This is a genomic window from Streptomyces sp. PA03-6a (genome assembly GCF_033792765.1).
GTDB lineage: Bacteria > Actinomycetota > Actinomycetes > Streptomycetales > Streptomycetaceae > Actinacidiphila.
Genome location: NZ_JARAVK010000114.1, coordinates 17,603 through 29,268, shown reverse-complemented (window position 1 = coordinate 29,268; position 11,666 = coordinate 17,603). Strand labels below are relative to the sequence as shown.

Sequence of the window (11,666 nt, the reverse complement as noted above, 5' to 3'; positions counted from 1 at the left end):
GCCCCCGGCCGCCCCCGTGCGCCGCGCCGCCCCCGTTCCCGGTCGGCGCGGCACTCTTCACGTCGGCCCTGCCGTGCGGGACGCTCACATGACTGGCAATTGCCAGAGGGAGGGCCGCCGGGCACCCGAGGACACCAGGGAGGCGCACAGTGGTGGACGCAGACCACACATTCGTCATCGTCGGGGCGGGGCTCGCCGGGGCGAAAGCGGCGGAGACGCTGCGCTCCGAGGGTTTCACCGGCCGCGTGATACTGATCGGGGACGAACGCGACCACCCCTACGAACGACCCGCGCTCTCCAAGGGCTTCCTGCTGGGCAACGAGGAGCGCGACTCGGTCTTCGTCCATCCCGCCGCCTGGTACGCCGAGCACGACGTCGAACTCCACCTCGGCCAGCCGGTCACCGGCCTGGACCGGACCGGCAAGCAGATCACCCTGGGCGACGGCACCTCCATCCCGTACGACAGGCTGCTGCTGACCACCGGCGCCGAGCCGCGCCGGCTGGACATCCCCGGCACCGACCTGGCCGGGGTGCACCACCTGCGCCGTCTCGCGCACGCCGAGCGGCTGAAGAACGTGCTGACCTCGCTCGGCCGCGAGAACGGCCACCTGGTGATCGCCGGAGCGGGCTGGATCGGCCTGGAGGTGGCGGCCGCCGCCCGCGGCTACGGCGTCGAGGTCACGGTCGTCGAGCCGCAGCCGTGCCCGCTGCACTCGGTCCTCGGCCCGGAGCTCGGCGAGGTCTTCGCCGACCTGCACCGCGAGCACGGGGTGCGGTTCCACTTCGGCGCGCGGCTCACCGGGATCACCGGCCAGGACGGCATGGTGATGTCGGTGCTCACCGACGACGGCGAGGAGCACCCCGCCCACCACGTGCTCGCCGCGATCGGCGCCGCCCCGCGCACCGCGCTCGCCGAGGCCGCCGGGCTCGCGCTGGCCGACCGCGCCGCGGGCGGCGGCATCGCCGTGGACGCCTCGCTGCGCACCTCCGACCCGGACGTCTTCGCCGCCGGAGACGTCGCCAACGCCGAACACCCCCTGCTGGGCGGCCGGTTGCGGGTCGAGCACTGGGCGAACGCCCTCAACAGCGGGCCCGTGGCGGCCCGTGCGATGCTCGGCGCGGACGTGGTGTACGACCGGGTCCCGTACTTCTTCACCGACCAGTACGACCTGGGCATGGAGTTCTCCGGGCACGCCGCCCCCGGCACCTACGACCAGGTGCTGGCCCGGGGCGACGTGGGCAAGCGGCAGTTCATCGCCTTCTGGCTGCGCGACGGCAGGGTGCTGGCCGGGATGAACGTCAACGTGTGGGACGTGACCGACACCGTCCAGAAGCTCATCCGCTCCGGCCGCCGGGTCGACACCGACGCGCTGGCCGACCCCGCGGTGCCCCTGGCATCCCTCCTGGAGTGAGCCCGGAGGCGGTCACCTAGCATGGCTGTCATGGAGCCCAGGACCGCCGTCGTACCCGTCGAGGAGATCTTCGAACTGCGCTGGAGGGTGCTGCGGCCCGGGCTCCCGCGGACGTCGGCGATCTTCCTGGAGGACGGTCATCCGCTCGCCTTCCACATGGCGGCCTACGACGGCGACGGCGGCGACGAGGTCGTGGCGTGCGTCACGCTCTTCCCGGAGCAGCTGCCCGGCGACAGCGCGATCGCGTACCGCATCCGCGGCATGGCCAGCGCCCCGGAGGTCCGCGGCCGCGGCTACGGCGCGGCGCTGCTGCACGCCGCGCTGGAGCAGGCCCGGCAGCGCGGGGCCGAGCTGGTGTGGTGCAACGGCCGTACCTCGGCGCGCGGCTTCTGGGAGGGGCAGGGCTTCATGGCGGTGGGGGAGGAGTTCGTGCTGGAGCCGGCCGGGCCGCACTTCCTCTTCGTCGCCAAGCTGGTCTGACCTTCCCCGGGCCGCGCCGTAGAATCCTTCCGTGGCTGGGCGGATCAGGGACGAGGACGTCAAGGCGGTACGGGACGCGGTCCCGATCGACGCCGTCGTGTCCGAGTACCTGCAGCTCAGGAACGCGGGCGGCGGCAACCTGAAGGGCCTGTGCCCCTTCCACGACGAGAAGTCGCCCTCCTTCCACGTGAGCCCGAGCAAGGGGCTCTACCACTGTTTCGGCTGCCAGGAGGGCGGCGACACCCTCGACTTCGTGATGAAGGTCGACCACCTGTCCTTCTCGGAGGCGGTCGAGCGGCTCGCCGCCGTGGCGGGCATCACGCTGCGGTACGAGGAGGGCGGCTACACCCCGGGCCGGCAGCAGGGCGAGCGGATCCGGCTGGTCGAGGCGCACAAGGCGGCCGCGCAGTTCTACGTCGAGCAGCTGGGCGGCGCCGAGGCCGAGATCGGCCGGAAGTTCCTCACCGAGCGGGGCTTCGACCAGGCCGCCGCCGAGCACTTCGGCGTCGGCTACGCCCCGGCGGGCTGGGACCACCTCGTCCGCTTCCTGCGCGGCAAGGGCTTCACCGACCGCGAGCTGATCGTCTCGGGACTGGCCAGCGAGAGCCGCCGCGGCGGTGCCATCGACCGCTTCCGGGGCCGGCTGATCTGGCCGATCCGCGACATCACCGGCGAGGTGATCGGCTTCGGCGCGCGCAAGCTGCGCGAGGACGACCAGGGCCCGAAGTACCTCAACACCCCCGAGACGCCGATCTACAAGAAGTCCCAGGTCCTGTACGGCATCGACCTGGCGAAGAAGGAGATCGCCCGCACCAGCCGGGCCGTCGTCGTCGAGGGCTACACCGACGTCATGGCGTGCCACCTCGCGGGCGTCACCACCGCCATCGCGACCTGCGGCACCGCCTTCGGCGGCGATCACATCAAGATCCTCCGCCGGCTGCTGATGGACAACTCGGGCGCCGAGGTCGTCTTCACCTTCGACGGCGACGAGGCCGGCCAGAAGGCCGCCCTGCGCGCCTTCGAGGACGACCAGAAGTTCGCCGCCGAGACCTCCATCGCCATCACCCCCGGCGGCATGGACCCCTGCGACCTGCGCCTCGCCGAGGGCGACGCCGCCGTACAGCGGCTGGTCGACACCCGCACCCCGCTGTTCGCCTTCGCCCTGACGTCGGTCGTCGCCCGCTACAACCTCGACACCGCCGAGGGCCGGGCCTCCGCGCTGGAGGCGGGCGCACCCATCGTCGCGGGCATCAAGAACGCGTCCATCCAGCACGAGTACGCGGTGCAACTGGCCGGCATGCTCGGCATCCTCGACTCGCAGTTCGTGGTGCGCCGTGTCTCGCAGCTCGCCCGCTGGCAGCGCGAACGCCGCCAGTCCGGCGGCGCCGCCCAGCCGGGCCGGGGCGCCGCGGCGCGCCCCGACGCGGCCCCGGGCCCCGCCGCTCCGGCCGGTCCGCGCGGGCCGCGGCTGGACATGCGCAGCCCCGCCCACCGGGTCGAGCGCGAACTGCTCAAGCTCGCCCTCCAGCACCCGGAACTGGTCTCCCCGGCCTTCGACGCCTACGGCGAGGACGAGTTCACCGCACCGCCGTACGCCGCCGTGCGCCGCGCCATCGCCGAGGCGGGCGGTGCCGAGGCCGCCGACGCCGAGTTCCTCGTCCGGGTCCGCGACGTGGCACCGGACGACACCGTGCGCTCGCTGGTGACCGAACTCGCCGTCGAGCCGGTCCAGCACAAGGCGCCGGACATCTACGCCGGCAAGATCCTGGTCGACGTACGCCGTCAGGCGGTCGCCCGCCGCATCGCCCAGCTCAACACCGACCACACCCGGCTGAGCGCCCAGGGCCCGCGCGCCGACGAGGCCCAGCTCGCCGCCGTCCAGGGCGAGCTGTGGGCGCTCCAGCAGTACGGCCAGCGCCTGCGCGAACAGGGCGTCGCCGCCCTCTGAGCCGGGCGCGGACGGCCGTCCCGCCCGGGAACGGACGGGGACGCGGGCGTGACGAGGGGGTTGCCCTCCGTCACAAAAAAGCGGCGCACGACCCTCGTGGGCATGGTGTGCCGTAGGCCACACTGGGGGCGGTGCAAGAGTCCTCGGAGCGCGGACTGCCGAGCGGTGTCGATGGTGACGCCACCGGAGTGCCGCTGACGGCGAACTCCCGGACGGGCCGTGGCGAGGACGCCGCGACCGTTCCGTCGCGGCGCGTCTCCGAGTCCGTGGCTGCGCTCACCGTGGAGGTCTCTCCCGTGCACATCCAGACACTGACGCCCCTGACGGCCCCGGCCGACGACCTGCTGGAGCGCGTGCCGGAGCAGAACCACGCGGCCGTGCACCCCGAGGAACCGGCCGGCGGACCCGACGAGGCGCAGGCGCAGGCGCGTGCGGAGGCCGCGGCGGAGACGGGGTCCGACCCCGAGTCCGATGCCGACCCGGGCCCCGTACGGCGGTCCGGCGACGAGGTCTCCGGCCCGTCCGCGGACCTGTTCCGCCAGTACCTGCGCGAGATCGGCCGGATACCCCTGCTCACCGCCGAGGAAGAGGTCGAGCTCGCCCGCCGGGTCGAGGCCGGCCTCTTCGCCGAGGAGAAGCTGAACGGCACTCCGGACCCCGACTCCCGGCTCGCCGTCGACCTCGACCGGCTGGTCGTGCTCGGCCGGATGGCCAAGCGCCGTCTGATCGAGGCCAACCTGCGCCTGGTCGTCTCCGTCGCCAAGCGGTACGTGGGCCGCGGCCTGACCATGCTCGACCTGGTCCAGGAGGGCAACCTCGGGCTGATCCGCGCCGTGGAGAAGTTCGACTACGCCCGCGGCTACAAGTTCTCCACTTACGCGACCTGGTGGATCCGCCAGGCCATGAGCCGCGCCCTGGCCGACCAGGCCCGCACCATCCGGGTCCCGGTCCACGTGGTGGAGCTGATCAACCGCGTCGTGCGCGTCCAGCGCCGCCTGCTGCAGGAACGCGGCTACGAGCCCTCCACCGAAGAGGTCGGCGCCCACCTGGAGATCCCCCCGGAGCGGGTGAGCGAGGTGCTGCGCCTGGCGCAGGAGCCGGTGAGCCTGCACGCCCCGGTCGGCGAGGAGGAGGACGTCGCCCTCGGTGACCTCATCGAGGACGGCGACGCCACCTCGCCCGTGGAGTCCGCCGCCTTCCTGCTGCTGCGCGAACACCTGGAGGCGGTGCTGTCCACCCTCGGCGAGCGCGAGCGCAAGGTCGTCCAGCTGCGGTACGGCCTGGCCGACGGGCGCCCGCGCACCCTGGAGGAGATCGGCCGGATCTTCGGCGTCACCCGCGAGCGCATCCGGCAGATCGAGTCCAAGACCCTCAACAAGCTGCGCGACCATGCCTTCGCCGACCAGTTGCGCGGCTACCTGGACTGAGCACGCCCGAGCACGCCCGAGCACGCCCGAGCGCGCCCGAGCCCCCGCCGGCCCGGCCGGCGGGGGCTCGCGTCGCGGCGTCGCGGCCGGTCAGTCGACCTCCGCCACCGCCTGCGCGAACTGCGCCGCGTACAGCCGGGCGTAGGCACCGTCCTTGGCCAGCAGCTCCTCGTGGGTGCCCTGTTCGACGATGGCGCCGCTCTCCATCACCAAGATGACGTCCGCGTCGCGGATCGTGGACAGCCGGTGCGCGATGACGAAGCTGGTCCGCCCGTGGCTGAGCTGCGCCATGGCCCGCTGGATCAGCACCTCGGTACGGGTGTCGACCGAGCTGGTGGCCTCGTCGAGGACGAGGATCACCGGGTCGGACAGGAACGCCCGCGCGATGGTGATCAGCTGCTTCTCGCCGGCGCTGACGCCCGTGCCCTCGTCGTCGATGACGGTGTCGTACCCGTCCGGGAGGGTGCGGACGAAGCGGTCCGCGTGCGCGGCGCGCGCGGCCTCCTCGACCTGCTCGCGGGTCGCGCCCTCGGTGCCGTACGCGATGTTCTCCGCGATCGTGCCGCCGAACAGCCACGTGTCCTGCAGCACCATGCCGATGCCGGAGCGCAGTTCCTCCCGCGGCAGGGACGCGATGTCGGTGCCGTCGACGGTGATCCGTCCGCCGGTGACCTCGTAGAAGCGCATGAGCAGGTTGACCAGCGTGGTCTTGCCCGCGCCGGTCGGGCCGACGATGGCGACCGTGTGGCCCGGTTCGACGGTCAGCGACAGGTCCTCGATGAGCGGCTTCTCCGGCTCGTAGCGGAACGCCACGTCCTCGAAGCGGACCTCGCCGTGCTGCTCCTTGCGCAGCCCGAGCGTCTTCGGCTCGGGGCTCTGCTCCTGCGCGTCGAGCAGCTCGAAGACCCGCTCGGCGGAGGCGACCCCGGACTGCACCAGGTTGGACATGCTCGCCACCTGGGTCAGCGGCTGGCTGAACTGCCGGCTGTACTGGATGAAGGCCTGGACGTCGCCGATGGACAGCGCGCCGCCGGCCACCCGCAGCCCGCCCACGACGGCCACCAGGATGTAGTTGACGTTCCCGATGAACATCATCGCGGGCTGGATGACGCCCGAGATGAACTGCGCCCGGAAGCCCGACTGGTAGAGCGCCTCGTTCTGCTCGCGGAAGGCCTCCGCGGACTCCTCCTGGCGGCCGAAGACCTTCACCAGGGTGTGCCCGGTGTACATCTCCTCGATGTGGGCGTTGAGCTTGCCGGTGGTCCGCCACTGCTGCACGAACTGCGGCTGGGCCCGCTTGCCGACCGCCGTGGCGACGAACACCGACAGCGGCACGGTCACCAGCGCCACCAGCGCCAGCAGCCAGGAGATCGAGAACATCATCACCAGCACGCCCACGATCGACAGCAGCGCGAAGATGATCTGCCCCATCGTCTGCTGCAGCGTCTGGCCGATGTTGTCGATGTCGTTGGTGGCCCGGCTCAGCACCTCGCCGCGCGGCTGCCGGTCGAAGTACGACAGCGGCAGCCGGGTCAGCTTCGCCTCGACGTCCTGGCGCAGCCGGAACACGGTGCGCTGGATGACCGTCGTGGCCAGCCGGCCCTGGACGACCGCGAAGACCGCGGCGGCCGCGTAGATCGCGAGGGCGGTCAGCAGCACGTGGCCCACGGCGTCGAAGTCGATCCCGGCGCCCGGGGTGAAGTCCGCGGACTGCAGCAGGTCGGCGAGGGTGTCGCTGCCCTGCTGCCGCAGGTGCTCGATCGCCCCGGCCTTGTCGGTGCCCGCGGGCAGCGAACGGCCGAGGACCCCGGCGAAGATCAGGTCGGTGGCCTTGCCCAGGATCCTCGGGCCGATGACGTTGAGGGCGACGCCCAGCGTCGTGCAGGCCAGCATGGCGACGACCAGGGTGCGCTCGGGGCGCATCAGCCCCAGCAGCCGCTTGCCGGAGCCCTTGAAGTCCATGGACCGCTCGGTGGGCTGGCCGCCCATGAACCGCATCGGCCCCGCCGTGGGTGCGGGCCCCCTCCGGGGCGCGGGGACGCTCATGCCGCCTCCTGCTCGGTGAGCTGGGAGAGCACGATCTCCCGGTACGTGGGATTGCCGTCCATCAGTTCGTGGTGGGTGCCCGTGCCGACCACACGGCCCTCGTCGAGGACCACGATCCGGTCGGCGTCGCGGATGGTGCTGACCCGCTGCGCCACGATCACGACCGTCGCGTCCGCCGTCTCCCGGGCCAGCGCCCGGCGCAGCGCGGCGTCGGTGGCGTAGTCCAGCGCGGAGAAGGAGTCGTCGAAGAGGTAGACGCTGGGCTTGCGCACCAGGGCCCGCGCGATGGCGAGGCGCTGGCGCTGGCCGCCGGAGACGTTGGTGCCGCCCTGGGCGATCGGGGCGTCGAGTCCGGAGCCGCCGCCCTCCTGCGCGAGCCGCTCCACGAAGTCCCGGGCCTGCGCGATCCCCAGGGCGTGCCAGAGCTCCTCGTCGGTGGCCTCGGGGTTGCCGTAGCGCAGGTTGGAGGCGACCGTCCCGGTGAACAGGTACGGCTTCTGCGGGACCAGGGCGACCGTCTCGGCCAGGTGCGCCGCGTCCAGTTCGCGCACGTCGGTGCCGTCGATCAGCACCTGGCCGCCGGTGGCGTCGAACAGCCGCGGCACCAGACCCAGCAGGGTCGTCTTGCCGCTGCCGGTGGAGCCGATCACCGCCGTGGTCTCCCCGGGCCGGGCGACCAGGTCGATGCCGCGCAGCACCTCGGCCTCGGCGCCGGGGTACGCGAAGTCCGCGGCGCGCAGCTCCAGCTCGCCGCGCCGTACCGCGAGCCGCACCGGATCGGCGGGCGGGGTGACGCTGGGGTCGGTGCCCAGCACCTCCTCGATGCGCTCGGCGCAGACCTCGGCACGCGGCACCATCATCACCATGAAGGTGGCCATCATGATCGACATGAGGATCTGCATCAGGTAGCTGATGAAGGCGGTGAGCGCGCCGATCTGCATGCCGCCGCTGTCGATCCGGTGGGCGCCGAACCACAGCACGGCCACGCTCGTGACGTTCACGACGGCCATCGCGACCGGGAACATCAGCGTCATCATCCGCCCGGCGCGCAGCGCGACGTCCGTCAGGTCGTCGTTGGCCTTGCGGAAGCGGGCCTGCTCGAAGTCGTCCTTGACGAAGGCGCGGATGACCCGGATGCCGGTGATCTGCTCCCGCAGCACCCGGTTCACCGTGTCGAGCCGTTCCTGCATGGTGCGGAAGAGCGGACGCAGCTTCCGCACCAGCAGCAGCACCAGCACGCCCAGCACCGGCACCACCGCCAGCAGCAGCGAGGACAGCGGCACGTCCTGGCCGAGCGCCATGATGATGCCGCCGAAGCACATGATCGGTGCCGAGACCATCAGCGTGAAGGTCATCAGCACCAGCATCTGCACCTGCTGGACGTCGTTGGTCGTCCGGGTGATCAGCGAGGGGGCGCCGAACTGCCCGACCTCGCGGGAGGAGAAGCGCTGCACCCGGTCGAAGACGGAGGCGCGGATGTCCCGGCCGACCGCCATCGAGGTGCGGGCGCCGTGGTAGACGGCGCCCACCGAGCAGGCGAGCTGGACGAGGGTCACGGCGAGCATGATGGCGCCGACCCGGAGGATGTAGCCCGTGTCCCCCTTGACGACGCCGTCGTCGATGATGTCGGCGTTGAGGGTGGGCAGGTAGAGCATGGCGAGGGTCGCCACGAGCTGCAGTACGACGAGCACGGAGACGGCACGCCTGTAGGGCAGGAGATGGGACCGGAGGAGACGGATCAGCACGACGGATGACCCTATAGTCCGATGGTTGCCGCAGGCACACGGTTTACCGGCTCATGGCCGACACCGGGATCAACCCGGGAACGCCCCCGGATGCGTCTGCTCACGCACCGCGACGTACTGCTGCCGCACCGAGTGCCCGATCGGCCCGTCGTCCGGGCCCGGTTCGGCCACGGCGTAGTCCGCGGGGTGCCAGTACGGCGGCTGCTCCGGCGAGGCCGTGCCGTTCACCACCCCCAGTGACCAGGCCGCCTGCCGGGCCGCGCCCAGCGCCGCGTACTCGCCCGGCGGCGGCACGACGACCTGCGCGCCCAGCAGCGCCGGGGCCATCGACCGTACGGCGGGGAGGTCACCCGCCGGGCCCAGCAGGAAGATCCGGCGTACCTCCACCCCGCGCGCCCGCAGCACGTCCAGCGCGTCCGCCAGCCCGCACAGCATCCCCTCGAACGCCGCCCGCGCCAGGTGCTCCGGCTTCATGCTCTCGCGCCGCAGCCCGTGCAGCGTCCCCGCGGTGTGCGGCAGGTCAGGTGTGCGCTCGCCCTCCAGGTACGGCAGCAGCACCAGGCCGTATGCACCCGGGGTGGAGCGCATCGCCAGCTCCGACAGCCCGGCCAGGTCGGTGCCGAGGAGATCGGCGGTGCCGCGCAGCACCCGTACCGCGTTGCGTGTGTGGACGACCGGCAGATGGCGGCCGGTCGCGTCGGCGAAGGAGGTGATCAGGCCGGTCGGGTCGCTCAGCGCGTGGTGGTGGACCGCGAAGACCGTCCCCGCCGCACCCAGCGACACCACCGCGTCCCCCGGGCCGACGCCCAGCCCGAGGGCGGCCGCCATGTTGTCCCCGGTACCGGCCGAGATCAGCAGCCCCTCCGGGGTCCGGCCGGCCGGCTCGGCGGGGGCCAGCACGTCGGGCAGCTGCACCGGATGGCCGAGCGCCAGCTCCACGATGTCCGTGCGCCACTGTCCGGTCGCCGCCGACCAGTAGCCCGTGCCCGAGGCGTCGCCCCGGTCCGTCGTGCGGCGCCGGGGGCGGCCCATGAGCTGCCACACCAGCCAGTCGTGCGGCAGCAGCACCTGCGCGGTGCGCTGCGCCGAGGCGGGTTCGTGCCGGGCCAGCCAGCGCAGCTTGGCCACCGGGTACGCGGCCTGCGGCACCGCCCCGACCGCCTCGGCCCAGGCGCCGGGACCGCCCAGCTCCTCGGTCAGGTCGGCGGCCTGGATCTGCGCCCGCTTGTCGTTCCAGAGCAGTGCGGGCCGCACGAGCGCCCCGCCGGCGTCCAGCGCCAGCATCCCGTGTTGCTGTCCGGAGACCCCGATGGCCTCCACGCCCTCGAGCATCCCGCCCTTGGCGGCCTCGCCCAGCGACAGCAGCCAGGCCTCGGGGTCGATCTCGGTCGGCGTCCCGGCGCCCTCGCCGCCCGGCAGGGGGTGCGGGGCGTGCGTCTGCCGGAGCACTGCTCCGCTGCCGGTGTCGCACACGACGACCGTCGTGCCGCTGCCCGAGCTGTCGATCCCCGACACAATCCCCATGCGGGCATCATGCCGCACCCGGCGCGTACGGCGGAAAACCGGGCACCTTCACCCGCATCCGCCCGCGCCGGACCGGCGTCGTCAGGTGTTGCTGGTGCCCCAGTCGTCCTCGACCGCCGAGCCGTTGCCGCGCACGCGGCGCAGCCGCTCCGCGACCGCCGGTGGCAGCCGGTCCCCGACCTTGGCGGTCACCGCGTCCACGGCCTTCACGGCCGCCCCGCGGCCCGCCTGGCCCGCGGACTCCACGGTGTTCCGCAGCGCCGGGTTCTGCGCGATGCGCCGGGCGCTCTTGCGCAGCTGCTCGTAACGGTCGCGGCCGGCCCGCGCCCCGAGCACGTACCCGACGGCGACCCCGCTGATGAACGTCAGCCGGTAGCGCATGGCTCCACCCTCTCCTCGTCTCGGGGCTGTGCTTCGCGCCTACCCGTCGTGGCCTGCGGACAACCACGGAGATACCGGTTGGCGGAGCACCCCCCACCTTGCGCTAATGTATGTGTCGCAGCGAGCGCACGCCGTCCGGGATGCCGGAAACGGGTGCATTCGGTGCAAGCGGAGCGATCCCCTGTAGCTCAATTGGCAGAGCAGCCGGCTGTTAACCGGCAGGTTACTGGTTCGAGTCCAGTCGGGGGAGCTCGCGCTCCTCTATCCCCTGTAGCTCAATTGGCAGAGCAGCCGGCTGTTAACCGGCAGGTTACTGGTTCGAGTCCAGTCGGGGGAGCAGCGGTCAAGGACCCCCGCGGGGGTCCTTTTTCGTGTCCCCGGGAACCGATCGTCCGGTGAGCGCAGTCCACCAGGTGGTGCGTCTGTGACCCGCGAGGGCGACAGATCGTATGAGCAGCTATGCTGCGGCAGACGGCGTGCACGGGATGGTGACGGCACGCCGTACGGGGCGGTAGCTCAGCCGGTTAGAGCAGCGGACTCATAATCCGTCGGTCGTGGGTTCGAGTCCCACCCGCCCCACCAGTGTTCACAACGGCCGGGGCCGCCGCGGGTTACGCGGCGGCCCCGGCCGGTTGTGCGTGGCGGGTGCTCCGGGCGGTGGCGGGAGCTGTGGGGGCGTCAACCGCCCTGGTGCGCGGCCGCG

8 protein-coding genes and 3 tRNA genes are annotated in these 11,666 nt (G+C 72.5%); 7 read left to right on the top strand and 4 right to left on the bottom strand.

Annotated features, from left to right (window positions below; all coding sequences use genetic code 11):
• Positions 1-149 precede the first annotated feature (149 nt).
• The 4 genes from PV350_RS25600 to PV350_RS25585 all read left to right on the top strand — a co-directional run bounded on the left by PV350_RS25600 (position 150) and on the right by PV350_RS25585 (position 5,267).
• Positions 150-1,412: an NAD(P)/FAD-dependent oxidoreductase gene (locus tag PV350_RS25600; protein WP_500336302.1), complete on the top strand. Its 1,263-nt coding sequence runs from the start codon at positions 150-152 to the stop codon at positions 1,410-1,412.
• Between the two features lie 30 nt (positions 1,413-1,442).
• Positions 1,443-1,892 (top strand): GNAT family N-acetyltransferase, encoded by a 450-nt coding sequence (locus PV350_RS25595; RefSeq protein WP_500336300.1) that lies wholly within the window; start codon positions 1,443-1,445, stop codon positions 1,890-1,892.
• Positions 1,893-1,923: 31 nt separating this feature from the next.
• Positions 1,924-3,840 (top strand): DNA primase, encoded by a 1,917-nt coding sequence (gene dnaG / locus PV350_RS25590; RefSeq protein ID WP_499511772.1) that lies wholly within the window; start codon positions 1,924-1,926, stop codon positions 3,838-3,840.
• A gap of 131 nt (positions 3,841-3,971) precedes the next feature.
• Positions 3,972-5,267, top strand: a complete 1,296-nt coding sequence (locus PV350_RS25585; protein WP_499511771.1) for an RNA polymerase sigma factor — start codon at positions 3,972-3,974, stop codon at positions 5,265-5,267.
• A 90-nt stretch (positions 5,268-5,357) separates the two neighbouring features.
• On the opposite strand, the gene PV350_RS25580 is transcribed toward PV350_RS25585, so the two are convergent.
• From PV350_RS25580 to PV350_RS25565, 4 genes are all read right to left on the bottom strand, one after another.
• A complete protein-coding gene (locus PV350_RS25580; RefSeq protein WP_499511770.1) occupies positions 5,358-7,313 on the bottom strand; it encodes an ABC transporter ATP-binding protein in 1,956 nt (651 codons plus the stop codon).
• Entirely contained in the window at positions 7,310-9,058 is a 1,749-nt protein-coding gene (locus tag PV350_RS25575) for an ABC transporter ATP-binding protein (protein WP_499511769.1), read from the bottom strand. The genes PV350_RS25580 and PV350_RS25575 overlap by 4 nt, the downstream gene beginning before the upstream one ends.
• 69 nt (positions 9,059-9,127) lie before the next feature.
• Positions 9,128-10,582, bottom strand: coding sequence for an FGGY family carbohydrate kinase (locus PV350_RS25570; protein ID WP_500336297.1), 1,455 nt, complete (start codon positions 10,580-10,582; stop codon positions 9,128-9,130).
• Between the two features lie 81 nt (positions 10,583-10,663).
• On the bottom strand, positions 10,664-10,963 hold the full coding sequence (locus tag PV350_RS25565; protein WP_499511767.1) for a YtxH domain-containing protein: 300 nt from the start codon (positions 10,961-10,963) through the stop codon (positions 10,664-10,666).
• Positions 10,964-11,140: 177 nt separating this feature from the next.
• On the opposite strand from PV350_RS25565, the gene PV350_RS25560 reads away from it, so the two are divergent.
• From PV350_RS25560 to PV350_RS25550, 3 genes are all read left to right on the top strand, one after another.
• Positions 11,141-11,213, top strand: a tRNA-Asn gene (locus PV350_RS25560).
• 14 nt (positions 11,214-11,227) lie between these two features.
• Positions 11,228-11,300 (top strand) — tRNA-Asn (locus tag PV350_RS25555).
• 168 nt (positions 11,301-11,468) lie between these two features.
• A tRNA-Ile gene (locus PV350_RS25550) sits at positions 11,469-11,545 on the top strand.
• The last annotated feature ends 121 nt before the right edge of the window (positions 11,546-11,666 follow it).

What these genes read in the sequence shown, in the direction of transcription:
- PV350_RS25595 (WP_500336300.1), top strand. Translation starts at nt 1,443, where the DNA reads ATGGAGCCCAGGACCGCCGTCGTACCCGTCGAGGAGATCTTCGAACTG.
- PV350_RS25580 (WP_499511770.1), bottom strand. Translation starts at nt 7,313, where the DNA reads ATGAGCGTCCCCGCGCCCCGGAGGGGGCCCGCACCCACGGCGGGGCCG.
- PV350_RS25570 (WP_500336297.1), bottom strand. Translation starts at nt 10,582, where the DNA reads ATGGGGATTGTGTCGGGGATCGACAGCTCGGGCAGCGGCACGACGGTC.
- PV350_RS25565 (WP_499511767.1), bottom strand. Translation starts at nt 10,963, where the DNA reads ATGCGCTACCGGCTGACGTTCATCAGCGGGGTCGCCGTCGGGTACGTG.